28 protein-coding genes are annotated in these 23,255 nt (G+C 55.5%); 15 read left to right on the top strand and 13 right to left on the bottom strand.

All coding sequences use genetic code 11. The features are described from left to right. Positions 1-23: 23 nt before the first annotated feature. The 7 genes from Q5H89_RS22640 to Q5H89_RS22610 all read left to right on the top strand — a co-directional run bounded on the left by Q5H89_RS22640 (position 24) and on the right by Q5H89_RS22610 (position 5,164). Positions 24-794 (top strand): hypothetical protein, encoded by a 771-nt coding sequence (locus Q5H89_RS22640; protein WP_305021615.1) that lies wholly within the window; start codon positions 24-26, stop codon positions 792-794. A 66-nt stretch (positions 795-860) separates the two neighbouring features. Beyond that, positions 861-1,466: an Abi-alpha family protein gene (locus Q5H89_RS22635; protein WP_305021614.1), complete on the top strand. Its 606-nt coding sequence runs from the start codon at positions 861-863 to the stop codon at positions 1,464-1,466. A 73-nt stretch (positions 1,467-1,539) separates the two neighbouring features. Continuing rightward, complete coding sequence (locus tag Q5H89_RS22630) at positions 1,540-1,791, top strand: hypothetical protein (protein ID WP_305021613.1); 252 nt, start codon at positions 1,540-1,542, stop codon at positions 1,789-1,791. An 8-nt stretch (positions 1,792-1,799) separates the two neighbouring features. Then, positions 1,800-2,873 (top strand): LPO_1073/Vpar_1526 family protein, encoded by a 1,074-nt coding sequence (locus Q5H89_RS22625; protein WP_305021612.1) that lies wholly within the window; start codon positions 1,800-1,802, stop codon positions 2,871-2,873. 184 nt (positions 2,874-3,057) lie between these two features. Then, positions 3,058-3,336, top strand: coding sequence for a hypothetical protein (locus Q5H89_RS22620; RefSeq protein WP_305021611.1), 279 nt, complete (start codon positions 3,058-3,060; stop codon positions 3,334-3,336). A gap of 111 nt (positions 3,337-3,447) precedes the next feature. Next, the gene (locus tag Q5H89_RS22615) at positions 3,448-3,639 is read left to right on the top strand and encodes a hypothetical protein (RefSeq protein WP_305021610.1); all 192 of its coding nucleotides are present in this window, start codon (positions 3,448-3,450) and stop codon (positions 3,637-3,639) included. Between the two features lie 163 nt (positions 3,640-3,802). Next, positions 3,803-5,164 (top strand): hypothetical protein, encoded by a 1,362-nt coding sequence (locus Q5H89_RS22610; RefSeq protein WP_305021609.1) that lies wholly within the window; start codon positions 3,803-3,805, stop codon positions 5,162-5,164. Between the two features lie 730 nt (positions 5,165-5,894). Here the strand turns inward: Q5H89_RS22610 and Q5H89_RS22605 are convergent. Together Q5H89_RS22605 and Q5H89_RS22600 are read right to left on the bottom strand one after the other, a co-directional pair. Beyond that, the gene (locus tag Q5H89_RS22605) at positions 5,895-6,413 is read right to left on the bottom strand and encodes a hypothetical protein (RefSeq protein WP_305021608.1); all 519 of its coding nucleotides are present in this window, start codon (positions 6,411-6,413) and stop codon (positions 5,895-5,897) included. Positions 6,414-6,535: 122 nt separating this feature from the next. After that, complete coding sequence (locus Q5H89_RS22600) at positions 6,536-6,748, bottom strand: hypothetical protein (protein WP_305021607.1); 213 nt, start codon at positions 6,746-6,748, stop codon at positions 6,536-6,538. Positions 6,749-6,983: 235 nt separating this feature from the next. Here Q5H89_RS22600 and Q5H89_RS22595 point away from each other — a divergent pair, with 235 nt between their 5' ends. The 7 genes from Q5H89_RS22595 to Q5H89_RS22565 all read left to right on the top strand — a co-directional run bounded on the left by Q5H89_RS22595 (position 6,984) and on the right by Q5H89_RS22565 (position 11,305). Beyond that, positions 6,984-7,439: a hypothetical protein gene (locus tag Q5H89_RS22595; RefSeq protein ID WP_305021606.1), complete on the top strand. Its 456-nt coding sequence runs from the start codon at positions 6,984-6,986 to the stop codon at positions 7,437-7,439. A gap of 18 nt (positions 7,440-7,457) precedes the next feature. After that, entirely contained in the window at positions 7,458-7,946 is a 489-nt protein-coding gene (locus Q5H89_RS22590; protein WP_305021605.1) for a hypothetical protein, read from the top strand. Between the two features lie 234 nt (positions 7,947-8,180). Next, complete coding sequence (locus Q5H89_RS22585) at positions 8,181-8,537, top strand: GIY-YIG nuclease family protein (RefSeq protein ID WP_305021604.1); 357 nt, start codon at positions 8,181-8,183, stop codon at positions 8,535-8,537. A gap of 8 nt (positions 8,538-8,545) precedes the next feature. Beyond that, positions 8,546-9,691, top strand: coding sequence for a GIY-YIG nuclease family protein (locus Q5H89_RS22580; RefSeq protein WP_305021603.1), 1,146 nt, complete (start codon positions 8,546-8,548; stop codon positions 9,689-9,691). Between the two features lie 181 nt (positions 9,692-9,872). Further along, a complete protein-coding gene (locus Q5H89_RS22575; RefSeq protein WP_305021602.1) occupies positions 9,873-10,058 on the top strand; it encodes a type II toxin-antitoxin system HicA family toxin in 186 nt (61 codons plus the stop codon). Between the two features lie 80 nt (positions 10,059-10,138). Then, positions 10,139-10,525 carry a type II toxin-antitoxin system HicB family antitoxin gene (locus tag Q5H89_RS22570; RefSeq protein WP_305021601.1) on the top strand — a complete coding sequence of 129 codons (387 nt, stop codon included), beginning with the start codon at positions 10,139-10,141 and terminating at the stop codon, positions 10,523-10,525. Between the two features lie 192 nt (positions 10,526-10,717). Beyond that, positions 10,718-11,305: a DUF4468 domain-containing protein gene (locus tag Q5H89_RS22565; protein WP_305021600.1), complete on the top strand. Its 588-nt coding sequence runs from the start codon at positions 10,718-10,720 to the stop codon at positions 11,303-11,305. Here Q5H89_RS22565 and Q5H89_RS22560 read toward each other — a convergent pair. Genes Q5H89_RS22560 through Q5H89_RS22540 form a run of 5 tightly spaced genes read right to left on the bottom strand, consistent with a single transcriptional unit; the run spans position 11,302 to position 19,248 of the window. Next, positions 11,302-14,562: a hypothetical protein gene (locus tag Q5H89_RS22560; RefSeq protein ID WP_305021599.1), complete on the bottom strand. Its 3,261-nt coding sequence runs from the start codon at positions 14,560-14,562 to the stop codon at positions 11,302-11,304. The two genes, Q5H89_RS22565 and Q5H89_RS22560, sit on opposite strands and share 4 nt — an antisense overlap. Positions 14,563-14,574: 12 nt before the next feature. Next, entirely contained in the window at positions 14,575-16,743 is a 2,169-nt protein-coding gene (locus Q5H89_RS22555; RefSeq protein WP_305021598.1) for a hypothetical protein, read from the bottom strand. Then, positions 16,740-18,311 carry a hypothetical protein gene (locus Q5H89_RS22550; protein WP_305021597.1) on the bottom strand — a complete coding sequence of 524 codons (1,572 nt, stop codon included), beginning with the start codon at positions 18,309-18,311 and terminating at the stop codon, positions 16,740-16,742. Before Q5H89_RS22550 ends, Q5H89_RS22555 begins: the two co-directional genes overlap by 4 nt. Then, positions 18,311-18,817 (bottom strand): hypothetical protein, encoded by a 507-nt coding sequence (locus tag Q5H89_RS22545; protein WP_305021596.1) that lies wholly within the window; start codon positions 18,815-18,817, stop codon positions 18,311-18,313. Before Q5H89_RS22545 ends, Q5H89_RS22550 begins: the two co-directional genes overlap by 1 nt. Further along, positions 18,811-19,248, bottom strand: coding sequence for a hypothetical protein (locus tag Q5H89_RS22540; protein ID WP_305021595.1), 438 nt, complete (start codon positions 19,246-19,248; stop codon positions 18,811-18,813). Before Q5H89_RS22540 ends, Q5H89_RS22545 begins: the two co-directional genes overlap by 7 nt. 36 nt (positions 19,249-19,284) lie before the next feature. Between Q5H89_RS22540 and Q5H89_RS22535 the strand changes: the two genes are divergently transcribed. Continuing rightward, positions 19,285-19,494: a hypothetical protein gene (locus Q5H89_RS22535; RefSeq protein WP_305021594.1), complete on the top strand. Its 210-nt coding sequence runs from the start codon at positions 19,285-19,287 to the stop codon at positions 19,492-19,494. Here Q5H89_RS22535 and Q5H89_RS22530 read toward each other — a convergent pair. Genes Q5H89_RS22530 through Q5H89_RS22505 form a run of 6 tightly spaced genes read right to left on the bottom strand, consistent with a single transcriptional unit; the run spans position 19,466 to position 23,110 of the window. Further along, positions 19,466-19,912, bottom strand: a complete 447-nt coding sequence (locus Q5H89_RS22530) for a hypothetical protein (RefSeq protein WP_305021593.1) — start codon at positions 19,910-19,912, stop codon at positions 19,466-19,468. The two genes, Q5H89_RS22535 and Q5H89_RS22530, sit on opposite strands and share 29 nt — an antisense overlap. Continuing rightward, positions 19,896-20,045, bottom strand: coding sequence for a hypothetical protein (locus tag Q5H89_RS22525; protein WP_305021592.1), 150 nt, complete (start codon positions 20,043-20,045; stop codon positions 19,896-19,898). The genes Q5H89_RS22530 and Q5H89_RS22525 overlap by 17 nt, the downstream gene beginning before the upstream one ends. Further along, on the bottom strand, positions 20,015-20,662 hold the full coding sequence (locus tag Q5H89_RS22520) for a hypothetical protein (RefSeq protein ID WP_305021591.1): 648 nt from the start codon (positions 20,660-20,662) through the stop codon (positions 20,015-20,017). Before Q5H89_RS22520 ends, Q5H89_RS22525 begins: the two co-directional genes overlap by 31 nt. Further along, positions 20,662-21,969: a PBSX family phage terminase large subunit gene (locus Q5H89_RS22515; protein WP_305021590.1), complete on the bottom strand. Its 1,308-nt coding sequence runs from the start codon at positions 21,967-21,969 to the stop codon at positions 20,662-20,664. Before Q5H89_RS22515 ends, Q5H89_RS22520 begins: the two co-directional genes overlap by 1 nt. Then, positions 21,959-22,726: a terminase small subunit gene (locus tag Q5H89_RS22510; protein ID WP_305021589.1), complete on the bottom strand. Its 768-nt coding sequence runs from the start codon at positions 22,724-22,726 to the stop codon at positions 21,959-21,961. Before Q5H89_RS22510 ends, Q5H89_RS22515 begins: the two co-directional genes overlap by 11 nt. 21 nt (positions 22,727-22,747) lie before the next feature. Further along, positions 22,748-23,110: a hypothetical protein gene (locus Q5H89_RS22505; protein WP_305021588.1), complete on the bottom strand. Its 363-nt coding sequence runs from the start codon at positions 23,108-23,110 to the stop codon at positions 22,748-22,750. Between the last annotated feature and the right edge of the window lie 145 nt (positions 23,111-23,255).

Below are 23,255 nucleotides of genomic sequence, written 5' to 3'. Positions count from 1 at the left end.
GCACTATCTTAATAGAAATACCAATGAAGGAAAGACTTGAAGTGGCTGAAAAGACTTTGCTATTATCAATCCCCTATTTAATAGTCCTCTCTCTTGCATATTATTGGGGATATTGGGGCTATTTTGATATTGATGCTATTAGCTATTACGGAGTACAGGATTTGGTTAAGGGATTTGCCTATGCTTTGCCTGGAGTGCTAGTAGTAGGGGTTATGCTAATTATTGGCAATAAAGTGCTTGACTGGCTTGTGTTAACAATTAGAAAGAGATTCAGTGAAAGGATCATTAATATTTTATTATCAGTACTGTGGCTTGCATTTGCTTATTTTTTATTCAATGACAAAATTCCTAATTCAACAACTAATTGGATAGGCCCGGCAGTAGCAGCTATGCTTATTCTTTTCGTTTTAGAACTCCTATTTATTGTAATAAAATCCCATTGGGCATGGGCCCTAAAAAGTCCTACTCCATTTTTTCTTATTAAATGGAGTGCTATCTTTGTCATTATTTCTTTTTTTTCTTCTTACTCATACGGTAAGAATAGCGCAAAAAGCATTGGCAAGAATAAGCATTTTTCTTATGCTCAGCTCAATGCGTCATCTGATAGCATTAAAGTAAAGCTGCCTTTTAAATACTTAGGTAAGGCCGGCGATTACTATTTTTTCTTAAGTTCTGATAATAAAGAGAAGCGTATTATTAGTACGCAAAAGATACCAGACCTTATACTGTATGATTACGATGAAAATGATTCTACTAGTACTCGTGCCTACCGCAGTGTTATGAAGCATATCTGAGCCCTATCTCGTCTCTTAAAAGAGCAGGGCTTCTTTTTCCTACCTTGCTCACCTAATCTGTACCCCATGCCCGACCCTCTAACCACCCTAGCCGTAGCCACGGGCGGCGCATTCCTAGGCAAGTTCGTCGGCCCCGCCGCTGAGGCAATAGGCAAAGCCGCCTGGGAGCAGGCCCAGCAGCTCGGCGCCAGGGCCACGGCCCACCTGGCCGCCGTGGGCCGCGAGCCCCAGCCCGTAGAGCCGAAGCTGTTGCTACCGCTGGTGCAGGCGGCTAGCCTGGAATCCGACCCCACCCTGGCCGAGAAGTGGGCGGCGTTGCTGGCGAATGCCGCTGACCCAGCGCAACGGGTAGCGGTGCAGCCAGGGTTTGCGGAAGTGTTGCGCCAGCTAAGCGCAGATGATGCTTCTCTGTTAACTAAGATTTACGCTGAGTATGAATGGAGTGATGAACAGCCTCCGCGACTCTTTGATGTAGACTATTTATCTTCTCAGCTTAAGTGGGATGCGACCCAATTAAACTTAAGCTTGGACAATCTGCTTCGCCTTCGCCTTGTTGATGCGCTTGTGACGGCGGTATTCGGGCCGGCGCCAACGCTCAGAGGGAATACTGCTCTTGGTATTACTGTGTATGGTGAGCAATTCCTAAAGGCTGTAACTCCGCCCACGTCCTAGCCGCACCCTTCCCCGCTTCTATACCACCCAGCCCCGGCCTAATAGTCGGGGCTTTTTCGTAGCTTGGAGAACCATGAATAAATTTCTTACTCTCTGTCTTAAAATTCTTGCTGCTGCGGGCTTTTTAGTCTGCGTAGGCTGGGCTTGGCAGCATCCCGACTACGAGCCGATTGCTGCTGCCTTAGGTTGCTTAGGTGGCTTTCTGACGCTATTTGTTGTCGAGCGCAAGTCAAAGCCTAGGCTGCCCGCTATACGCCAGCGTGGCGGTGACAATTCTACTAACTACCAAGCGGGTGGCGACATGACTATCAATTCTAAATCCTGAGTAGTTTTATGAATAACAAGGATTTTACTCAACTTGGCGCAGAAGGCTCAGAAAATTACCAGGCCGCTAACAATATCACCATCAATAAAATAGGTTTGAGCTTTGCAGAGGCAAAAGACCTGATCATGCTCGTAATGGAGCAGAATTTCATCAAGTTTTCAGAGCAAGCGCTTGCTACTGCTAGAATACGAGCAGAAGAAATGACGACAGATTATTTAAACGGGCTAGCCGCTAGAAATCCAGCACTTGTCGAAGCTGTTCAGCAGCCAGGCATACAGATGGCAATAGTAGCAGCGCAAAAGGAATACATAAAAACAGGAGATAAGTTTTTAGCAGAACTATTAGTTAATACTCTAATAGAGCGCACAAATCAGCCCCAAAGAACAGTTTTGCAAATTGCATTGGATGAGAGTTTATCAATTATAGGTAAACTAACAAACAATCAAATAAATATGATAGTATTGAGCTTCGCTGTTCTATCTGTTACTGTTGTGGGAATTAATTCATTAGAATCATTCAAATCAATGTGCGATTCTGATATTAAGCCTTTAGTGGAAATATTGCGCATAGGAGGTTCTGATTTAGCTCATATCGTAGGATGTAATTGCGGATTGCTTTTGCCAAAAAAGCAGGATTACTTGGTCGACTGGCAAAGGCGGTATAAAGGCTTATTTAGCAAAGGATTTACGCAAAAAGAGATAGAGGATATTTTGGAAATGACTTTTACGTCAGTAAATACTCAATGTCCAGGCTTGTTTGTCAATTGTTTACATGACAAAGATAAGATTCAAATTGGGTACATGGATGAAGATGTATTTGAGAAGAATATTGTAGAATTTTCTATAAGTCAAGAAACCAAGATAAGAATTAAAACGCTTTTCTTGGGTAATGTAATGAGTACTGGAGAGATGCAGATTTATTTAAGCACATTTGGTGATTATATGGAAAAATTGTTTGCAATGATGCATCAGGGGACATTGGCATTGCTAGTGTTAAATGCTGTTGGGCAAACCATTGCAGTTACTGCTTATGGCAAAATACTTAATAAATCTCTAGATTACAAGCTCTGGATTCCTGATTGAAAACCTTTTCAATGAAAACGCTGCACTATCGCGGCGCTCATTACACCAAATTTGAGTTGCACCGTACGCAGAGCAATACGCCCTACCCCAACCCGGTGGGGCTTTTTTATGAACTATCAATATTCTATCATAACCTACTTCCCCAATCCCTTCGTATTATTGCAAAACCAATTACCTACTTAATATGGCAATCAACCTAAACGAGCTACAATTCCTGCTCAATAAAGCAGAAACCAATACGGCGAATGAAAAGGAAATTCGCAAGACCCTGACCCGTATTGAAAACCTACTAACCAACGTGGGCCACGAAGTAGCGAATGTGTACGCTATCCTCGACGGGGCCGCGCCTGCGAAAAAAGAGCGCCGGGCTACTAATGCTGATGCAGAAGCCCCCTTTGGTAGAAAGGCTGACGGTACGCCGAAGAAGCGCCCTGGGCGTGTGAAAGCTGAGGCAACTGTGTAGCTCTTGCGCACTTCTACTTTGGCCCCGCACTTGTGAAGTGTGGGGCTTTTTCGTGGGTGAAAATTATAGTGCACTTCGCCCAAATTAGCCTGCTGGCGCTACTTTGGCAGGATGAAACACCTCTTACTTGCTGGGCTGCTGGCCGTGGGCGTAGCGGCCCCTGGGCGGGCGCAGCAGCAACCCTTGCCTGTAGACAGCACTACCCATAAAATCACCTACTCGGCCGTGGTGCAGGTGCCGGGGGCTAACCAGGCCGGCGCACACGGCGCCGCGTGGCTAGCCCCTGGCCCAGGGACCGGATGAGTAGGAAATAGCGCAGAAAATCGAGGCGATGATGCAGCAGGTGCGAGAAGTATTGGCGGGAGTAGGTCAGTAGAAACAAATAACAGCCCCGGCCTGGGTAGGTCGGGGCTGTTCGTTTATCACGCTGTATGTTCACGTTAAAATTCGCTTACACACTCCCTTTATGTATCCGGTTCGCGTACTCAGCTTCAATGATGGTTGGAACTATTTAACCCAGCAAAAGAGTGCCGAATGGGCAGATATTAGTGAATCAATCAGAAGAATAGACCCCCAGAAAATTCGTACTGACTATAATGTATTCCTAAACCTGTCAATGGCATGGAGGAATGATATTAGAAAATATGGCTGGAGGTCTGTACAGGGAAAATCTAAAAACGCTAAAGCAGGAGGCGTAAATATTCCTAGCGTAAAAAATAGGGTGGCTGTAAGAATGTTAGTAGCTAATAGTATAACGAATACAGGTTTAGCCAAGTTTATTTATGTAGACGGGCCACAGGCCAAAGCTTTTGGACTTATAGACTTGTTTGTTTTATTAGTTCCAGCAGACGACATTCTATCTATTAGCCCCTTCAATGAAACGTCAAGTAGGCCATACACAGAGGCAAATTGCCTTGCGCAATTAGATGAGCTTCTATTGCCAACAACTGACCTTCCGTTTGTTATCCTATTTTTCTCTAACATAGAATCTAATATCGACATAGAAGATATATCTGAAAAAATTAACCATAACTCTATTGAGCGTGCAATTGAATTTCCTCCACAATATTATCAAGCAGGAGTAACGGCCCTGTCGAATTTTGGAGAAGTCTTGCGAGATAAGTACCCTGGCATCAATGCTAAAGTTCGAATTGAACAGGAGGGCAACAGAGTGCGCATGCACATTGAACTCCCTAATGGTGAGACAGATACAGTTGAAGAAGTATTAGAAAAATACTTCTTGGTTGTAAGTAAAAAGGCACCAGCAGAATCAATATTTGACAACAAGCTGCATGCAGCTAAACTTGAGGCAAAAATTGATTTACTTGATGCAGAAGTGCGGTCAACAGAGAGACTATTGCGGATAGAAAGTGAGAAAAATAATTATATTATAAATAATTACGAAAAAATGATTGGAGAGTTTAGAGGCATAATGTCAAGACAGGCCGAGCAGATAAACGCGAAAGACAAGCAAATAGAAATACAAGGAAAGCAAATCGTTTCGCTGATAGACTTATCAGGTGCCCAAGTTGCATCCCACAACCAGCTTCAGTTAGCTCAGATTGGACACAGTACAAATTTGTTTAAAGATTTATTGAGAGAAGCACAAGGTAATCAGATTACCTTAAATGCTGTGCGCAGTTTAGAATATAATTTATTATCTGGTATTGCAACGGTAGAAGCACAAGAGCAAGCCAGAACTTCGCTTGTCACCATTCAACAGACGCAACCAGCACTTCTTGCAAAAATTGCTTCTATAGTCGAGAGCGCCAGTTGTGGAGTACTTGGCAATGTGGTGTATGAATTTATTAAATCAGTTAACAATTAGGTTGTTAATACACATGAAAAAGCCCAGCCTTACGAGCTGGGCTTTTTCGTTCGGCTAGCCCGCTAGCCGCGAATCCTGATGCGAGCGCGGGCGGTTTTGGCTTTTAGAAGTGTGGGTGAGGCATAAGTTAAGAAGCCTCTGACTGGCAAAATCAGAGGCTTCATCGTGGTAACCCACTAGTTCGGAGCAGCCGCCTGCCCCTGCTTTACGGCAGATTCAGGCTTTAAGCGTGCTGGGCTATTACTAGCCTCAACGCCCACCAGCACATGGCACGACCTTCGCCAGCGAAGATAAATACTAGGGCTCGGATTGAATGGGGCAGGTGGCTTTTTTATAAAAAAAACACACTCCCCCGCCCCGCGCTCGGCGGGTAGGTTGCGGGTTAGACGGGGTGCGGGCTAGGCCCTATTCTACGCCCAGGCGGCGGGCTAGTACTGGCTAGACTCTTCTTGTTTCTTCCTTCTAATGCCTAGAAATATGGCGCCAGCGAAGATGAGGGTGCAAACCTGATGCACCCACTCAGGTAGGCCAGCGATTACGCCAAAGGACGTAAGCAAGTAAAGCGCAATAAACACGCTTGCGATTGTAAAGTAAGCCTTTGAAGTCATACGCTAATTACTTATCCAGTCCTAGCTTCTCAATAATGTACTCGCTCCGCCCCAGCCGCGCCGCCGTGGCTAGCTCGCCTAGCTTCTCGTACTCGGCATCGGTAAAGGAGAGGGTGCGAGTACTAGGGCTTTACGGTGATAGAGTTGAAGAAATCATCACGTCGTTTGTTATTACTGAGACTTAATAATCCAAGCTGTCGCGCTGGGAAAAAAGCAGCCCCATAGCTAACTGAATCTAGCGCGAAGCAACGAATGTATGTTGGAGTGGAGTGCACGGTATAATAGGTGAACTCGCGGCCAGCAATGCCATTCACGGCGAAAGGGCGAGAAGTGATATCGTGTGCCCCCGCCCTTTTTAGTAGAGGTATTAGTTTGGCGTAAAAAGCTGTGTCACGGGCGGAAAAGCTACCGGCTGGATGTACAGTACGCGTTAATTCATAATCTCCCCCATTCGTAAACAGTCGCCATACCTGCACGCGGCCAGCGTGCGCTACCTGAGGCAGGTCGCGGGCTTCGACCAGATACGGCTTAAAGGGTAGCCTAGCACTCACCCGCTGGTCAAGGGCAAAAGAGTACTGAGTTGTCGGCGTGGAGGAGCAGGCTGCAATGGCCAACAGAGTTAGTGCGTAAGCTTTTTTCACGGCTCGAAGCTACTCCGCAAGGGCTATATGCTATGGCTTTTTTACAAAAAAACACACTCCCCCGCCCCGCGCTCGGCGGGTATCGGTGAAGGGCTAGGTCGTAGGGCGGGCGGCAGCGGGGGCTAGGTCGGGTTTACTGGGATGCCCAGGCGGCGGGCCTCGTCTACCACCAGCAGCCGTAGCAGCGCCGATACCCCCACGTTGCCCCGCGCTTTGGCTACCGTCTCAAATAGGTCTTTCTCCCAGGCTTCGAGAGAGAGGTTGACTTGCGGCTTGCGGGCGGGCTTGTCGGCGGCGGCGGTGGCTGGCTTCATTGAGTATCCGGGTTTTGACATGACAAATATACAAGTTATTTTCTAGAAATTAGCAATAAAAAAGCTTTAATTATTTTCTAATTCAAGCTTGTTTCTAGAAAATTACTTGCTATCTTTGTTATGTCCTCAAAGGGAGGGCACTCACCGACTAGAACGCAAAAAGGCCAGCCGCGCAAACGACTGGCCCAACGCAACAGCCCCGGCCAGGGCTGCTACTAGGTGGGGTTTCGACACCCATACCACACCCCAAAATTACATGGAAAATGTAATTCAGGTCGCCACTATTGGCGCCCAACTCTCCGCCCACCGCCGCGCCATCATGGATATGCTGGTGGGCCACCCCCTCATCACCACGGCCGAGTACGACACGGCCATGCAGCGCACCCTGGCTTGCCAGGACTTAGCGACGCTCCAAAAGTGGTATCGCAACACGGTTCGGGAGATTGCCCGCCGGGAAGAACAGGAGCCGGTCACGGCTCCGATTACCTACGCCACGGCCGAGCAGAAAGAGGAAATCATTCGCCTCGCCAACGCCCACCAAATCAGCCGGGCCGAAAAGACCGCCGCGCTACTCACGCTCAATCAGCTCACCACGGCCGAAGCCACGGCCACCGTGGGCAACCTGTGGGCCAAGATACTCGGCCCGGCGGGCGAGACGCCCCCGGCCGACGGATGGAGCAAAAAAGAGGTGTCTTACTCATCCGCTGCCTAGCCCCGCACCTAGTCAGCGATGGAACAGACTTCTTCCGAACGGATAGCCCAGCAGCTGGGCTATCCGCTGGGGGTGTGCGGCTACTCCCCAAACGAGCGCTACTACTGGTTCGACCCCGCCCTGGGCTGGGCCAACACCCTGCTCAATCCCCAGCACTACGGCCTCGACCCCGAAGCGTGCGCCAAGGAAATTGCCAGCCTCTACGCCCTGCCTTTGGTGTGGAACGAGAACATGGCCCCGCGCTTCATTACGGGCACGTTCCTGGCCGGGAAGGTGCTGGCCGTGGGGGAGGTGGTGCAGGTGGGCGAGGTGCTGCTGTGGCTAGAGCCAGGCGACGCCCGCGATTGCCCCACACTCGGGCGGGTGGTAGCGGTAGAGCCCGACCTCATCCGCCTAGCCTGCGACAACGGCGGGCACGCCTACCGCCTGGCCTGGGGACCGGGCGCTCCGGCCTGGGAAGTGTACCGCGTGACCCACTACATCAGCCAGCCTTATCCGCATGACTGAGCAGCAGGCACAGACCGCCACGGCGGTCTATGGGCAGCTAGTAACTGCCCGCCAGGAGTTGGCCCGGCTGCGGGAGCTGGCCCCCTTACTTTCTGGGGTGGCCCTGCACGCGCCCGGTATGGCCCCGGTCAAGATTGAGGGCCTACGGGCCGAACGCCTCAGGTGCGTGGCCCGCATGAGCGAGGAAACGCTAGCCGGGCGTATCGCAGACCTAGAACAGCAGCTCGCCCAGCTATGACGCGGGCCGCTTGGATTGCCCAGCAGCACGGCCGCAAGGCCGTGCTGTATGTGGTGCGCGTGTACGGGCCGGGGGAAAGCTTTTATAAGGTGGGCGTGACCTTTTCCCTTAGCTCCCGCTTTTCCCGCCTCAAGACCCTGTACAGGTGGCGCACCGTGGCCCGGTACAGCAGCTACAACGCGGGGGCCGTGTACGACCTGGAGCAGCGGCTACACCGGGAATTTTCGGCCTTGAGCTACGCCCCGCTGGCCGACTTCGGGGGCCGCACCGAGTGCTACTCGGAGGTGGGGCCGCTGCTGGCGGCGCTGCCTAGCGGGACGTTCTTTTTGAAGAATACAGAAACCTTAATTTAGATGTCAAGATGGCTACCAAAAAAACAAGCGAGCAATTCATTCAGGAAGCGCAAGCCATTCATGGCGTTGGCACCTATGATTATTCTCAAGTTGAGTATATCGGAGCATTGTTGAAAGTGAAAATCATTTGCCCTGAACACGGTGCTTTTAAACAGTCGCCTAGTGGACATTTAACGGGTAGGAAATGCTACAAATGCGCAAAGATTTGCAGTAGCAGTAAAATTAGGCTAACTAAGGAGCAGTTTATAATAAAGGCTCAACTTAAGCATGGTATTGGCACCTACGATTACTCTCAAATTAATTATGTAAATAGCAAAAATTATATTGATATAAAATGTGTGAGACACGGTTTTTTCCAGCAGCAACCATCTGCCCACATAGCCGGAAGAGGCTGCCCTACATGCGGGGCCGAGCGCACGGGAAATTTTTTAAGAAGCTCTGCAAAGCAATTCATTCAGGAAGCGCAAGCCATTCATGGCGTTGGCACCTATGATTATTCTCAAGTTGAGTATGTTTCAGGGCATACTAAAGTCAAAATTATCTGCCCTACTCATGGAGTTTTTAATCAGACGCCAGCTAGTCATAAAAGTGGAAATGCATGTGCCTCGTGTGGCAATAATAGTGTTTCCATATTGCGAACATATACAGCACCTGTTTTTTTAGAAAAAGCCCGTTCAATTCATGGGAATAAATATGATTACTCTTTGGTAGAATATCTTACAGCTCAAGATAAAATCAAAATATTATGCCCAATTCATTGTGAATTTTACCAAACCCCAACTTCGCACCTTCGAGGCTCAGGATGCCCCTTGTGCGCAAAAGAATCTAGCCGATTTCATTGGATTGAAAAAGCAGCAAATAAAGACGCAATACTTTATTTCCTGCATCTTTATAATGAATCTGAGAGTTTTTTTAAGGTGGGCATAACTTATCGCTCAATTAAAAAAAGATACTCGAATAGGGAAAAAATGCATGAGTATCAATACGAAATAATAGCCCAGCACATTAGCCGGGACGCCGCTCGCATCTACGATTGGGAGCAATCAATTTTAGAAACCTTTGCCCATTTGCGCTACCGCCCAAAGCGCCCCTTTGCTGGCGCTACCGAATGCTTCTCCGAAGCCGACCCCATCCTGGCCATTTTCCCTCTCTAACTCCACCGCCCCGCGCCGCCCACGGCCGGGGCTTTTTTGTGGGCCTTAGCCAGAAAAAAAAGTAATTAATTTATTCCTTTTGCAACTTGTTTTTGGTAATTAATGTATTACCTTTGAAGTGCAATAACGCACCCACCACCGCCTTAACGCCTAGCCAGCATCAGCCCCCTATGCCAATCTAATGAAATCCAGCGAATTACTCCGAAAGCTATTAGCTGCTGGCTGGGTAATCCAGCGCCAAACCGGCAGTCACATAATCTTGCGGCACCCCGACCATACTGAGCCTATTATTTATCCAAGCCACGGCAGCAAGGAGGTAGGCACGGGGCTAGCCGCAAAGATTCTGAAACAAGCCGGGCTTAAATAGCCCGGCTTACTCAGGCTTTCATGCATACTACATACACACTCTCCCGTCCCGACTACCCCCACTTAACCGTCACAATACACATGACCAATAAGCGAATTGCTATTACCGTCGAACGGACTGGTACTGGCTACTCGGCTTATGCAAATGACTATGGCATCGCTACCGTTGGCGATACTTACGCTGAACTAAAAAGCAATGCATTAGAAGCTGTCAATTTGTATATGGAAGCAACAGAGCAAAAGCCTGTTACTGCCGAGCAATTGCAAATCACGCTTGACCTCCCACAATTCTTCACTTTCTTCAAGGTTATCAACGCTTCGGCGTTAGCCGCCCGAGTAGGTATGCCGCAAAGCTTACTCGCGCAGTATGTTTCAGGCCACAAAAAGCCCTCACCTAAGCAAGTAACCCGCATCTTAGATGGGGTGCGCGAGGTGGGCCGCGAATTAGCTGCCCTGGAATTAGTGTAGCTTGAAAAGAGTCTATGTAAAAGCCCCTGGCCTGTGTAGGTCGGGGGCTTTTTTTTGTGGGCCGACATTCAGCCCCTAAAAGCCTTTTCTGGCGGCGCTCGCCCAAGGATTGCCGGCTAGGCAGACGGTAGCGGGCAACCGGGAGCCTTGTTGCACAAATTTGGGCAACAAAATATTTGCTAGCTTTCCGGCATGAAAACAACTATCCTTTTGGTCGTGGGGCTAGCCGTGGGCGGCGCGGGGCGGGCGTGCGGACAGCAGGCGGCGCTGCCCGTGGACAGCACAACGCACAAAATCACCTACTCAGCCGTGGTGCAGGTGCCGGGGGCCAGCCAGGCAGAGCTTTACGGGCGGGCGCTGCGCTGGCTGGCAAAGCAACCCGTTAGCCCGCCCGACCAACGCACTATGGATGCCACGAGCGGCACGCTAGCGGCCCGCGTGGGCCTGCCCTTCACGGCGCGGGCTGTGGTGGGCTCGATGCAATGCACCCTCTGGCGTCAGGTCAATATTACGGTAAAGGAAGGGCGGGCTAAATATGAGTTTTTAGATTTTGAGGTTCAGCCCTACGTGGCTTCGGCGGCTGCCCCCGCCCCGCCCACTAAGGCACAGCTAAAGCTGTACCCAGCCGAAGAATATCTTGACCGCAGCAACGGGCTTTACTATGACAAAAAAGGCCAGCCGAAGGCGTATGCTGGCAGCATATTGGATGCCGTGGCTGGGCAGGCGGGCGGGCAGGCGGCTAGCCTCAAGGCGGCGCTAGTGAAGCCCAACGACTTTTAGCTGTTGCTGTTGCTATCAGTGAATTTCTTGCGGTCAAGTCCGGCTTGCACGTCTGAAATGGTGGCTTTCACCTGAAGCCTGCTCATGGCCTGGGCTAGCCGGTTGTAGTCGATGCCCTCAGCTACACCGTTTCGCAGTTGCTGCGCGATAAGCGGCTTGGCTAGCCCCCCCAGTGCCAGATGCGGCAAAACGGCGAGGGATGGCCCCAGCGCCCGCCCGCCCGCTAGCTGATTCACCGTGCTCGCTAGGCTCAGCAGCAGCGGGTTCTGGCTGACGCGGCGGGTCAGCACGGGCTCGCCGCCCTCTATTTCTATGCCAGCGGGGCGGCCCTGATGGTACAACTGAATACCGCCGTGGGTATGGCTGGGGCCGTGGGCGATGCCGCCCCGTTGCAACTTCAAAATGTTGGCGGCGGCGGCGGCGGCGGCCGTGATGGCGAGCGCGTTCGTAGCTATCGTGTAAGCCGCGCCTAGCGGAATGGTAACGGGCGGGGCCTCGGCAGCGATTTTAGTTCCGGCCAAAGAATTGGCCGCTAGCTGCTTTTGCAAGTTCAGGCCAATCTCAGCCAGGGCCAGCACCTTTTTGATAGCTAGGGCTGCCTTTCCGGCCTCACTTTCTTCTCCGAACAGCGCCACAATGGTATCGGTGTAGTTGTTAGCTGCCGCTAGCTGCGCGCTAATAATCTCGTCTTTCACCTGCCCCGCGTGCTTCTCAGCATCCGTTACGGCTTGCGCCTGCTTAATTCTGGCCTGCGCTAGCTGCTGCCCTGCGGCGGCGGCATCCTGGCCGAACTGCTTGGCTAGCTGCAAGCGCGAATTGGCCGCCAGTACGTCAGAGGCAATTATTTGCCGGTTGTACTCATCTTCTTTGATTTTGCCACTGGCAAAGCTCTCGTCGAGGCTGTTACGCTCACCTTGTAAGTAGGCGTCAAGGCTGCGCTGCGCCGCTGCATACCGCACCCCGTCAATGTCTGTCTCGGCGCGGGCGCGCAGCAGTGCGGCCTTTTCCGTATTCTGCCCGCGTTCCGACAGGCTAGCCAACTCCTTCGCAAGCAGCGTATTGATGGCCTCAATCTTGAGTTCTGTTTCCTCATTCGTGCCCTTGCGCACGGCTAGCAGTTCGGTGTTCACCGTGGTTAGCTCGGCGTCGTAGGCGGCAAGCGCAGCCGCCTTGCGGCTGTCCGCCTCAAGCTTCAATACGTCGGCCTCGTACTTCTGCTGCAAAATCAGTTTGCTACGTAGCGTCAGCCCCGTTTGGCTTGTTTCGAGGTTGTACTGCACCGTCAGCTTTTCGCGCTGCAACGCTAATTCTTGCTCACTACCTGCCTTCACGCGCAAAAGGCGGCGGTCAAGGGCTAGCTGCTCAAGCTGGGCAATCTGGGTAAGGGCCTGCTGGGCGTACTGTTCACGTACCTCTTTGATGGCTCGTTCAGAGGCAGCAATAATCGCAACTCTTTGATTTTCTGTTAGTCCAATGGTTCCTAACTGTTTTGCTCTTTCTGCCAGCAACACTTGTACGCGAGCGTCGGCCTCGGCCTGAGTGCCCTTAACAGCTTGAGTGGCGCGAGCCTCATAAAGTGCTTTATTGTCATCAAGACTCCGTTGGCGTTGCTCTTCCAGGAATACTGATTGACGCACTCGAATTTTAGCGTTTTGTTCATCCTGCCCAGCTACGGCCTGCGCAATTTCCTTCTGTTTATCCGCCTTTTGCTGTAATAAGTCCCCCTTAGAGCCTGAACTGGCCTTTGCAATTTTGCGGTCAATCAATCCTAGCTCCTTTTCTAACAACTCAATATTTTTTCCAGTTAGGCCAGCTTCAATCTCGCCAGCTTCTTTAAGGGCTGCTAGCTGCTCCTGGCTGGTTTTGCCCCGCTCTTTGGAGAGGCGCAGCAAAACGGCTACGCGCGATTGCTCTTTCACATCTTCGATTTCTCGCTGGCGGCGTTCTTTAGCTAGCTCTTTTTCTAGCTGTACTATTTCGTAGCCATTTTTGGCGGCGTCCAAAATCTTCTTTCCCACCCCGTCGAAGGTTTTACCTACTGTTTCACCCGCTCCTTTAAAGTCACCAGACAATACCTGAAAAATAGATTTTCCAACTCCAACCACTATATCTGTGAGTGCTTGGAACGTTGCCCCCAAAGCCGAGGATACGGCTGAGATGACCTTCATCCCTTCGGCCGACTGGGTGAAGTAGCTAACAAGCGTAGTAAAGGCGATAATCAGCAGGCCGATGCCGATTTCAGCCAGGCCAACTTTCAGCACCTTGCTGCCCTCGGTGGCAGCTTCCTCGCCGGCCTGCACGCCCTTAAAGCCACCTTTCAGCACATCGAGGCCTGTTTTGAACTGGCTGATGAACTTGGTGCCGCGCTCTACCGACTGGCTATAGAGCCCGGTGCTTTTAAAGGCGCCCAGCAGCGAGTTACTAGCCGTGTCGGCGGCGGTGGGCACCTTGGCCAGCTCGGGCGGCACCTTCTCAATTTCTTTCCGGGCGGCCCCGATGGCAAAGCCAATTTTGGCGTACTCGGCCGAGTCCTTGCCGGCCGACTGCGCGGCCGCATCCTGGGCAATGGTAAGCTTGGCTAGGTCGGCCGCCACGGGGCGCAGGCGCTCGCCGTAGTCGTTGAGCTTGCTTGTTACGTCTTTCTGGGCTAGCCCCGCCGAGGCGGCGGCTTCGTTCACCTTGCCGAACTGAAAACCGATTTCTTTCTGGGCGGCAATAGCCTGCTGGCTGCCGGCGGGCAGTTGTTTCTCAATTTCCTGCAGCTGCACGAGCCGCTGAATCAGCGGCTCGATGCTCTCACCCTTGGGGTAGTTGCCGATATTGCGCACGAAGAGTAGGTTAGCTTCGTCAGTCTTCGTAAGCTGGGCCCGCAAATCTGCGATGACCCCGCTGAGTGCTTTGGCGCTCTCGGTGCTCAAATCCTGCGAGCCCGCCGTTTTCTGAAACTGAATCTGACCCAACGAAAGCTGGGCCTGGGTACCAGCGTAGGTGTCGCGCAGGTCGCCGCTGGCCTTGCGGTAGAGGTCGAGCGATTTCTGCGTACTGGTAAATTCAGTTTGCTGCCCTTTGAGTTGGGTTTTGAGGTCCACCGTTTTCTTGGCAAACTCCTCATCGCTCACTGTACCTGCTTTGCGTTCAGCCGTGAGGGCGGCCTGCGCCTTACGCGTGGCTTCCAGGTCTAAAACCAACTGCTTAAGCTGCGCCTCCGTTTTGCCTTCATCAAGGCTAACGCGCAACACCACAACATTTTCAGCCATAGCATTTTATAATTAAAAGAATTCACCAGTATAAAACTCTCCCTCGTACCACTCCGCCCCGCTGCTGGGCACCACCGGCGGCGGTAAGTGGCTAGCATTTATGCGGCACAGCTCGACAGTTGTGCTTCTGCGCACATCGAATTCCTCTATTTTGGAAATGACGTAATAGTCCCCCATGTCGCCCAGCCAGACAGGAGTGGAGAAATCTAATTGAGTAATGTCTTGGGCGGTCAATCTGAACTGCTCACGAATAAGCCGTGACTCATCCAACATGGCCCGCAAATCAGCCCAAAACACCGTTAGCACCGTGCTGTCGAGCAGCAGCGACAACCCCGCCGAGGCAAAGTAGCTGGGCGTAGTAGTGAAGGCCGTGAGCACGGCCGGCGCATAGTTGCCGTCGCCCGGCTTGCCCACCTGCGGGGTGGTGATGAGCTTGCCGGCCAGTTCCCCATCGGCCTGGCGCAGGACAATGCGGGGCTTGGCCGTGATGCTGTTGTAGGTGACGGTGCTAGCCGTGAAGTCGGCCACCTCGAAGTTGAGAATCCGTAGTAGGCCTGCCACCTGCGGGCTGTCCTGGGTGGCGGCAAAAGGTAATGTGGCCACGTCGTAGGTAATGGGCAGCACCTCATCGGCCACGGCAATCGTGCCATCGCCGTAGCCAGCCAGCACGTTTTCGTCCTCGGTCCACTTCAGGTAGTTCAGCTGCCCGTAGCTGCCAAACCGGAAAGCCAGCTCACGCTCGGGCAGCCGGCCCGGCTGGGTATAGGCATCGCGCTTGGCGGTCCAGTCCTTGGCCCGCGGTACATTGGCCAGCAGCTGGGCGCCGGTGGCGAGCCGCAGGTACGGCTCGTAGGCATCGCACTGAATGGTAAGCCCGCCGAGCAGCATCTGACTTTTCACAAAGTCAAGCTGCTTCATGTCGGGCAGCCAGTCCTGCAGCCGGACCAAACCGCCGGGCGGAAACTCGGCTAATAGCGTCACGGTCAGCCTAACCTCACTGGCCAGCGTCAGGCCTCCACCGAGCGGCACCTGCGCGCCGTAGGGGCCGATACTCCAGTGGGTGGCCGATGGCAGGTTTAGCTCATCGCCCTGCCAGAACAGCTCCACTTTATCGCCGGCCTGCAGCAGGTAATGCGTGAGCTTGGGCGTGAAGGTGTGGGTAACCGTTTCCTTGGTTTCGAGCTCGTCGTGGCCATCGCTGCCAAAGCCGTCGAAGTGTACTTGCCCGTTGACCTTGAGTTGAAACTTGCAGCGGATGTGGCCCAGGCTGTTGCTGTTAATGCCCAGGAACGTAGGCACGCTGGCGGCGATGTCATAAAAGCCCAGCGTGTCCGCTGTGTAAGTGCCGCCGAAGTAGGTCGCCGTCGTGGCGTCGGGCTGGTGGTAGGGCTTGCGGCTGGTATAGCTGAAAATTAATTTCTGTTCCGGAAAGGCGCTGCGGTGGTGGTAGGGCACATCCGAAACCGTGCTGTCGTAGAAGTAGCCCGCCGTGAGCTGGCGCGCATCGCGGTAGGCCTGGCTGAACTCATAGGGGTTAGCGCTGGGCACATTCAGGGCCGCGAAAAACGCTTCGGTCAGCAGGCTGTCGGCCGTAAAGCCCGCATCAGCCAGGATTTGCTGCCAGACAAGCCAGGCGGCTACGCTGGGGTACACTGTAAAGGGGTCGAGGTTATTGAGGTCGAGCGGCTTGCCGCGCTCGTACACCTCGTAGCCCCAGCCACGGCTAGCCCAGTGCGCGTAGGGCAGGCCAGCCAGCACCTCGGCAGCAGTCCAGTAGTGGTTGAAGCGGTTGAGGTCAAGGTCGGCCAACTTCTTATCGCCGAGCGCCTCGACGAGCCGGCGGTTGCCGCCGAATAGCTGGAGCAAATAGCGGCCTTCCTTGAAGCCCTTGAGGTAGAGCAGCGCCAGCGGCAGGGTTTCTACCCCGCCCGACGTGAGCACGGCCGGCACGCGCACGTAGGCGCTGCCCACGGCCGGCTGGCTGGCCGCGGCGTGCTTAAGCAGGCGGTGGTTGTGGGCCGTGCCGGGTACCGAGAACTCGGGCGAGTAGTCGCTTTGTATAGAATCTGGTTTTGCCCTATCGTTGGCTTGGAACGAGGGCAGCAGTTGCGTCTCGTCGTCGAGGTCGAGGCGTTCACGGTGACCATTAGCAGTCAGCCAGATTTCGTTGCTGCTGCTCATTGCCCCTGCACATAATGAGGCCGAGCCTCGATGAATTTCAACGTTACCTCCGTCCTGGCCAGCCCTAGACGCCGCACGGGAAAGCTGCCGCCATCAAGCGTCACGGGCACCCACTCACCGCCGGCCACGTCGGGCATGTACCACACCTGGGGGCTGGCCCAGAGCGTGCGCAGGCCTTCGCCGAATTGTGGGCCATTGAATACCCCGCTGCTGGCCGTGATAGTGCCGTGCGCCTCGCCGCGCTGGCTCCAGCGGCGCTCGCCGCTGCTAGCCTCGGTGAAGTTCTGGCCCTCGCCTACGTCATCACTTAGCACAGGCCTGCCCTGAAACACCCAGTACCCGTAGCCGCCGCCCGGGGCCAGCCAGGCCACGGGCAACGGGTTGGTGGGGCAGGGCAACGTCAGCAGGTCAAAGTCACTGGCGGGGCCGCTGATGAGTACGCCACGGCCGTAGGGCGTGCCATCGGTGACTTTCACTGCAATCTGATAACTGTCAAAGCCAGGCCAGACAGGCACCGCGCCGGCAAACGGGCTCAGCACCTGCGGCAGTAGCGCAGCGTCGGGCACGGCGCTGTTGAGCGCGTAGCCGTGCTCGAGCAGCTCGCCGGTGGGGCGCCGCAGCTCGTAGCCCACGTAGAGGTCGGCGGTGAACGCGGTGGGGCTGTTGAGGTCGAGGCGGTAGCCCGCCGCTCCATCGCTGGCACCGAGCGCCCGCTGCAAGTACGGCCCCAGCCGAAACACGGCGAAGCCCTGCGGCCCAACGGTGGCGCGCAGCTTCAACGGCGGGCCCAGCGGCCGGTCGGCGGCCAGCGGGTGGCCGGGCCGAAACCCGATGAAGAGATTCGCCTCGGTGTAGGCTTTCACCTGGCCGGGCAGGGCCGGCACGGCAACGGCCACGCCACTGGGCCCCCAGGCGCTACGCCAGCGCGGAGTATAGGTGCAACTGGCCGTGCCGCCGGTGGTCGCAGCGGGGTCGTAGTTGTCGGCGTACTCATCCTGGCAGCCGATGACCGGCGCCACGTAAGCCTTGATGGTGACGGTGCCGCCGACTACCTGGGGCGTGGGCGTGCTGCTGTCGGTTACCTGCACCCGGTAAGTGGCAGCCGGCAGCAGGTCGAACTCGGTGGGCTGGCCGCTGCTGGCGGGCTGGGTGCGGCTGAGTTCCACCACCTCGGCCGTGAGGGGCGCCACGCCGCCGGTGGCCTGAATGGTGGCGGTGCCATCGCCGCCGGCTGCCGTCTCGTCGGTGTGCGTTAGGCTGTCGAGGGTGAGCGCATTCGGGCCGCCGCCGCTGCCAGGGTTGGGGTAGCCGCAGGTGAGCGAAAACTGGGCCGTGCCGAAGTTGGTGGCATCGCCGGTGTCTTCGAGCCGCAACTGATACTCATCATCGTAGAGGCTATCGAAGTCGAGCGGCAACTGCGTGCGACTGATGCCGCCCTGGTCTACTACCTGGCCATCGCTGGCGCGCGTGAGCGAGTAGGTGTAGTTGATGCCGGGGCCGCTGATGGCCGTCAGGTGGGCGTAGCCGGCCGCGCCCTGGCATTCGAAGCTGGTGGTGAGGGTCAGCATTACGTTCCTTGAATAGCGTGGGTGAGGGCCGAGGTGATGGCCACCATATCGCCGGCGGCAATGCGGGCCAATAGCGTGTCGAGGTAGGCCTGGGTGAGCACCTTATCGAGCAGACCGCTGGGCTGCTGGGTACGGTAGAGTTCGCTGCCTTCCTCGTGCATCTTGCGCGCCGCCAGAAACCCGAACTGCTCGAAGGTCATATTCGGGTCATCAAAGGTGAGCCCTTTGTCCTTGGCCCACTGCGCCAGTATCTCGCTCAGCTTAGGCTCGCCGGCGGTGCTGCTCTTGGTGGGCCCGCGGCCGGTGAGGAGCGTCTGCAGATGCGGCGGTCCGGTCACTTCCACAAAGTCAGGGCCGTGCGTTTCGGCCAGCTGGCTGGCCGTGCGCCCGGTAATGTAGGCCGGGCGGCCGCGCGGGGGCTGCGGGTGCTCCTTCAGCGCCTTGATGACGCTGGCCACGAGCTCGGGGCCGGCCTGGGCGAAGGTGAGGGCGGCCGAGGCTAGCATACCGCGGCGCGGGTGGTGAGGGTGAAGCTGACAAAGAAGCCCGTGCCGATTTGGGCGCCCTCACGCAGCACGGGAATGCGCTGCACCTCGTCGCTCACGTCGAACACCTCCTCTTCGTCGTCGCGCAGGGCGGCCACAAACTGCTGGCTCAGCAGGTCCATGGCGTCCTGAATGGCGAGCGAGTTGTCGGGGCTGGCTTGGTCGGCCAGGTTCAGGGCATTTTCCTGCGCATCCTGGCCGTAGAAGCACAGGCGCACCGGGTAGCTGACGTTAGCCCCACTCAGCGGCGCCGGCATCAGAAACAGGTGCACTTGCGGGAAGGCCGCATTATAGTTAATATCCTTCTGAGCTTCTTTCCCAAACCAGAAGGAGCCGGCGCCAGTAGCTAAAGCTATGCGTTTTAAATAATGAACAGTGGGGGCGTAAGTCATAGTTTAAATTGCACTTTTCCATGTTATCTTTGAGGCATGAATTCTACCTTAATAGAGGCCGAGGGCCGCAAACGATTAAAACAGTCTGATATGTTAGAAGCAATCGGATTACACACTATTAGTGTGAATGATGACGAAGGCAGACTGTGGAATATTGACTTTTCAAGAAGAACAGTTAATGAAAAATGGCATTGTGAAGCTGGGAGGTTATTCCGTGCTATCGGCAATGCTTCCTGCCAGCCTTAGCCTGCCGCCGGGCAGCCTTGCGAGTCTTAGTAGTGGGTGGGGTGTGCGCCGGGCCACGATGGGCACGGTGCAGCTGGCGGCCGTAGGCTTCTTTAGCGGCGGCCATCTTGGGCGTCCAGGGCTCAGGCCAATAGGTCACCGCCGGCACCGGCGCGGCTACCTCTACGTCGACGTGGGTGATGCCTCGGGCCCCCAATAGCCCGCGCACTACGCCAGCCAGCGTGGCATTGCCCACCACCAAACGCAGGCGGCCATCGGCCTCAAGTAGGTCGGGCGTGATGGTGGCTAGTAGGTCGGTGAGGTAGGCGTCGACCTGGCTGCCGAGTAGCAGCTCGGCCGAGGGCTCAGCGCAGGTAGTGGGGCCCGGTAGGGCTAAAGGGGCGGCGCAGGAGTTGTGCATGTTATTCAGTTTTAGCATTGAGGTTCTTCTGTAGGCGGCGCTGGTACGCAGCCTGGGCCGCCAGCATGGTGAGCTTGAGTAGCGCTGTATCGGCATCCTGCTTCAGCACCAGGCTGTAGTTCAGGACGTTGCCGCTGGCGAGCGCGTCCAATGAGAGGGCAGCCCCAAACCTTGCAGCCAGGTCCTCACTCCCCGCATCGACTTCCTCGTCTTCGGGCTCGAACTCATCGGCTTCGTCTGGCGCGTGCCGGGCTGCCAGTTCCGACACGCTGCGAGAAAATGGGCGCCGTCGGCGTACACCTCTGTCACGGGCGCCGCCAGCAGCTGCTCCAGCAGCTTGGCCACGCGCTCGCTGTCGATAGTGCCGTAAGTGAGCTGGCAGCGGTACACGGCCAGCAGGTAGGGCAGGCTAGCCAAGTCGGGCCGTTCGGCATTGGCCTCGAACTGCTGCTGGCAGAGCAGCAGGCAGCCATAGGGCAGGCCACCCACGTCGGGCAGGCCAGGCGTGGGCAACAGCTCCAGCACCGGGCTCGGGTCCGAGGCGAAGGTGAGCAGGCCCGCGATGAGCGGCACGTCATCGGCAGCCAGTTGGTTGAGGGCCCCGGCCTCAAGGCCCAGTAGCACTTCGGCCACCGTGCGGTGGTCATCGGGCGCGGCAGCATGCAGGGCCACGAACTGGGCGAGGGTCACGTCAGCCCACTGCGTGGGTACGCGCAGGGTGTGGGCAACGGTGCCGTCGGGCGTGACGAGGCGGAGGGTAGTGGGCATTAGAGTAGTCGGGAATGGGCGCTGCGGCGCGTAGGTGCTAGGCGGTCAGCAATGAGGTCGACAGCGGCGTAGCGCACCGAGTCGGGGGCATCGTCCTCGACCTTCACCGGCTCGTCGAGGATGAGGCCGCTAGCGGTTTGCTTCCAGCGGTAGTCCTGGAATTGGTCACGAGCTTGCTTGCTGCGGCGGGTGAAGTGCAGGCTCACCGTTTTGAGCTTATCAATACCAGCCTTCACGCTACCAGGGCCCTTATCGGCGGCCACAATATTGAAGCCAGCTCGCTTGATGTCGGCAATGGCTTCGGGTCGGGCGCCGTCTGCTTTGATGAGGTCACGCCGCCCCACGCCGACGGTGGGCAACAAGTCCACCACGTCCGCATTGGTAAGGTAGGACTCGTGGATGAGCTGGTCGATGTGCAACTCAGCCCGGCCCGGGCGGTCGCGATACTCCACCTCCGTTAGGCTCAGTGGGTGGTTATACCCGAAGTCGAGGCCAAAGCGTCGCTGTCGCTGAGGCGTCAAGCCATCACTATCGAAGAGCTGTGGGTAAATGGCTTGCAGCGCCACGCCCCGCCGGCCTAGGCCAAATACGGCCCAGCGGAAGGGGTCACCGCTGAGCAGCACGCCCTTGCCGTCGTAGGTGCCAAGCCAGTCGGTAAGCTCGCCACTGGCCACATCAAAGCCCGCCAGCAGCAGCTTGGCGCGCTCCTCAGCCGGCAGGGCATACACGGGAACATCGACCTCAATCTCGCGAATGTTTTCAGGCGTGAGGAAGGGGTTTTGTTTGTAACTGGAATGCACCACCTGGCAGTCGGCCCGCGTTTCTACCTCGTCGTAAATCCAGTGCCGCAACATACTCGGATTGTAGTCGAGCACGATACTGCCCCGGGTGCGCATGGTAAGCTGGCGCCAATCCTCGTAAGTCAGCTCGTTGCCCTCGTTGCACCAGAGGCGGTCGCGACGGGGACCGCGGGCCTTCTGCGCATCGTCTACAGCAAAGAATTCTATCATAGTGCCAGTCTGCTTATTGGTGTAAGTCAGATTGGTTTTGTGCTCGTCAAACAAGGGCCAGGCCTCGCATAGGTCGAGCGCCATGTGAAAGTCCTTGAGGGCACCCCGACGCAGGGCTGGCATAGTTTTGCGCACAATAGAGTAGGTTTTACCTACCTCCTGAAAGCTCCAGGCAATGTGCGCCTGGGCCAGGCTCACCGTTTTGCTACTGCTGCTGCTGCCCTTATGCACTTGCACCTTAGCTGTGCTAGCCAAGGCAATTTCTAGTAATTCGGTACCTTCTAGCTCAAGCTGCATGGCTACCTCCCGTCTCGCTTGCTCGGCGCACTGTCACACCGATGCCCGTAATCTTGGGCGCGCTCTGCTCATTGTCTTTCTCATAGCCGCCGGCCATGCGTACCAACTTATCGAGGGCTGCATCTTGGTCCCGCAGCTCGACGGCGATGCCGTACTGGGTGGGCTTGATAGCGCGGGCCAGGTCGAGCACGCCGGCCTTCTGTGCTTTCACCAAGTCCAGCACTAAGCGCTGCTTTTTGATAGGTGAGCCATCGACTGAGTAGGTGGCGGCTGGATTCATTTCTAGCTCAACCTCAAGCCGAATGATAGCATTGCGGCGGTCTTGCTGCCGGGCGCGGTGCTGCTCGGCACCATCCTCGCTGAGGGATTGCCGACTAGCTACACGCTCTTCAAAATCAACTTGATACGATAAGTCAGCAATGCGCTCGTACAGCGGCCGCAGCACTTTGGTGGGCTCCTCGTATTCCTCCAGCGTGTAGAAGTCGTCGAGTGTGGCCCGGCCTACCCTATCCCAGCGCAGGGCAATCTCTTCAGGCGTAGGGGCCACGTCCTTCAGCCGCTCGCCCAGCGCTTTTCTAACCTTAGCATTTTTTAGCAAGCGATTGCCCTCCACATGGGCGCTCTTCTTGCTGTAACCCGCTTTTTCGGCGGCTTTAGTGCTGCTAATATTGGGCTCCAGGCAAAGCGCATCGACGAAGGCGCGCTGCTTATCGGTCAGCTGCTCGTAGGCGGTCTGTTGTGGGGCGTCGGCGGACATAGCCCAAATTTCCGGCCTGGGCTAGGCAGCCTGGGCAGCGGGGGCTGATTTATGTTGCACTTCTGCCAATGGGGCCAACCAGTACCCCACTGGGGCCAGTTGCAGGGCTAGGCGCAGGCGCTTCTGCCCGGCTGGCAAGGCCGCAAACAGGGCGGTGGCCAGCGTGAAGGCACGCAGGCGCCGCTGGCCACGGTCATCGTAGAGGGTGAGGGCGCCCTCGCCCGTTTCGGCCACCGGCAGCAGTAACCACCGGCTACCCGGAGAGGTGGGCGCGCTCAACAGCACCGCCGCTTTGCCAAGGAGCAAGCGGCGGGCGGCGTCGTTGAGATTGGCTAGCCCCGTCGGGTAAACGGTTAGGGTGGCAGTATCTAGGGTGGCAGGCATTGGGCAGAAACTAAGGCAGGGTGGTGATAATCTTAATGGCCTGCTCGACGGTGTACACCACGTGATAGGTGGAGCCGCGCCAGGTGCGCTGGAACTCGGCCTCGCCGGGGGTGAGCGTATCCTTCTCGCTGGCTTTTATCTCCAT

The sequence above is a fragment of the Hymenobacter cheonanensis genome (assembly GCF_030581075.1).
Taxonomy (GTDB): domain Bacteria; phylum Bacteroidota; class Bacteroidia; order Cytophagales; family Hymenobacteraceae; genus Hymenobacter.
Note: the sequence above shows the minus strand (reverse complement) of the source record. Positions and strands in the feature narration are given on the sequence as shown.

Coding starts and splice junctions, on each gene's coding strand:
- Q5H89_RS22590 (WP_305021605.1), top strand. CDS start 7,458: ATGGAACAGACTTCTTCCGAACGGATAGCCCAGCAGCTGGGCTATCCG.
- Q5H89_RS22615 (WP_305021610.1), top strand. CDS start 3,448: ATGAAACACCTCTTACTTGCTGGGCTGCTGGCCGTGGGCGTAGCGGCC.
- Q5H89_RS22530 (WP_305021593.1), bottom strand. CDS start 19,912: ATGCTAAAACTGAATAACATGCACAACTCCTGCGCCGCCCCTTTAGCC.
- Q5H89_RS22625 (WP_305021612.1), top strand. CDS start 1,800: ATGAATAACAAGGATTTTACTCAACTTGGCGCAGAAGGCTCAGAAAAT.
- Q5H89_RS22595 (WP_305021606.1), top strand. CDS start 6,984: ATGGAAAATGTAATTCAGGTCGCCACTATTGGCGCCCAACTCTCCGCC.
- Q5H89_RS22620 (WP_305021611.1), top strand. CDS start 3,058: ATGGCAATCAACCTAAACGAGCTACAATTCCTGCTCAATAAAGCAGAA.
- Q5H89_RS22505 (WP_305021588.1), bottom strand. CDS start 23,110: ATGCCTGCCACCCTAGATACTGCCACCCTAACCGTTTACCCGACGGGG.
- Q5H89_RS22570 (WP_305021601.1), top strand. CDS start 10,139: ATGACCAATAAGCGAATTGCTATTACCGTCGAACGGACTGGTACTGGC.
- Q5H89_RS22550 (WP_305021597.1), bottom strand. CDS start 18,311: ATGCTGACCCTCACCACCAGCTTCGAATGCCAGGGCGCGGCCGGCTAC.
- Q5H89_RS22585 (WP_305021604.1), top strand. CDS start 8,181: ATGACGCGGGCCGCTTGGATTGCCCAGCAGCACGGCCGCAAGGCCGTG.
- Q5H89_RS22640 (WP_305021615.1), top strand. CDS start 24: ATGAAGGAAAGACTTGAAGTGGCTGAAAAGACTTTGCTATTATCAATC.
- Q5H89_RS22580 (WP_305021603.1), top strand. CDS start 8,546: ATGGCTACCAAAAAAACAAGCGAGCAATTCATTCAGGAAGCGCAAGCC.
- Q5H89_RS22600 (WP_305021607.1), bottom strand. CDS start 6,748: ATGTCAAAACCCGGATACTCAATGAAGCCAGCCACCGCCGCCGCCGAC.
- Q5H89_RS22565 (WP_305021600.1), top strand. CDS start 10,718: ATGAAAACAACTATCCTTTTGGTCGTGGGGCTAGCCGTGGGCGGCGCG.
- Q5H89_RS22635 (WP_305021614.1), top strand. CDS start 861: ATGCCCGACCCTCTAACCACCCTAGCCGTAGCCACGGGCGGCGCATTC.
- Q5H89_RS22540 (WP_305021595.1), bottom strand. CDS start 19,248: ATGACTTACGCCCCCACTGTTCATTATTTAAAACGCATAGCTTTAGCT.
- Q5H89_RS22555 (WP_305021598.1), bottom strand. CDS start 16,743: ATGAGCAGCAGCAACGAAATCTGGCTGACTGCTAATGGTCACCGTGAA.
- Q5H89_RS22520 (WP_305021591.1), bottom strand. CDS start 20,662: ATGCCCACTACCCTCCGCCTCGTCACGCCCGACGGCACCGTTGCCCAC.
- Q5H89_RS22560 (WP_305021599.1), bottom strand. CDS start 14,562: ATGGCTGAAAATGTTGTGGTGTTGCGCGTTAGCCTTGATGAAGGCAAA.
- Q5H89_RS22630 (WP_305021613.1), top strand. CDS start 1,540: ATGAATAAATTTCTTACTCTCTGTCTTAAAATTCTTGCTGCTGCGGGC.
- Q5H89_RS22545 (WP_305021596.1), bottom strand. CDS start 18,817: ATGCTAGCCTCGGCCGCCCTCACCTTCGCCCAGGCCGGCCCCGAGCTC.
- Q5H89_RS22515 (WP_305021590.1), bottom strand. CDS start 21,969: ATGCAGCTTGAGCTAGAAGGTACCGAATTACTAGAAATTGCCTTGGCT.
- Q5H89_RS22535 (WP_305021594.1), top strand. CDS start 19,285: ATGAATTCTACCTTAATAGAGGCCGAGGGCCGCAAACGATTAAAACAG.
- Q5H89_RS22610 (WP_305021609.1), top strand. CDS start 3,803: ATGTATCCGGTTCGCGTACTCAGCTTCAATGATGGTTGGAACTATTTA.
- Q5H89_RS22510 (WP_305021589.1), bottom strand. CDS start 22,726: ATGTCCGCCGACGCCCCACAACAGACCGCCTACGAGCAGCTGACCGAT.
- Q5H89_RS22575 (WP_305021602.1), top strand. CDS start 9,873: ATGAAATCCAGCGAATTACTCCGAAAGCTATTAGCTGCTGGCTGGGTA.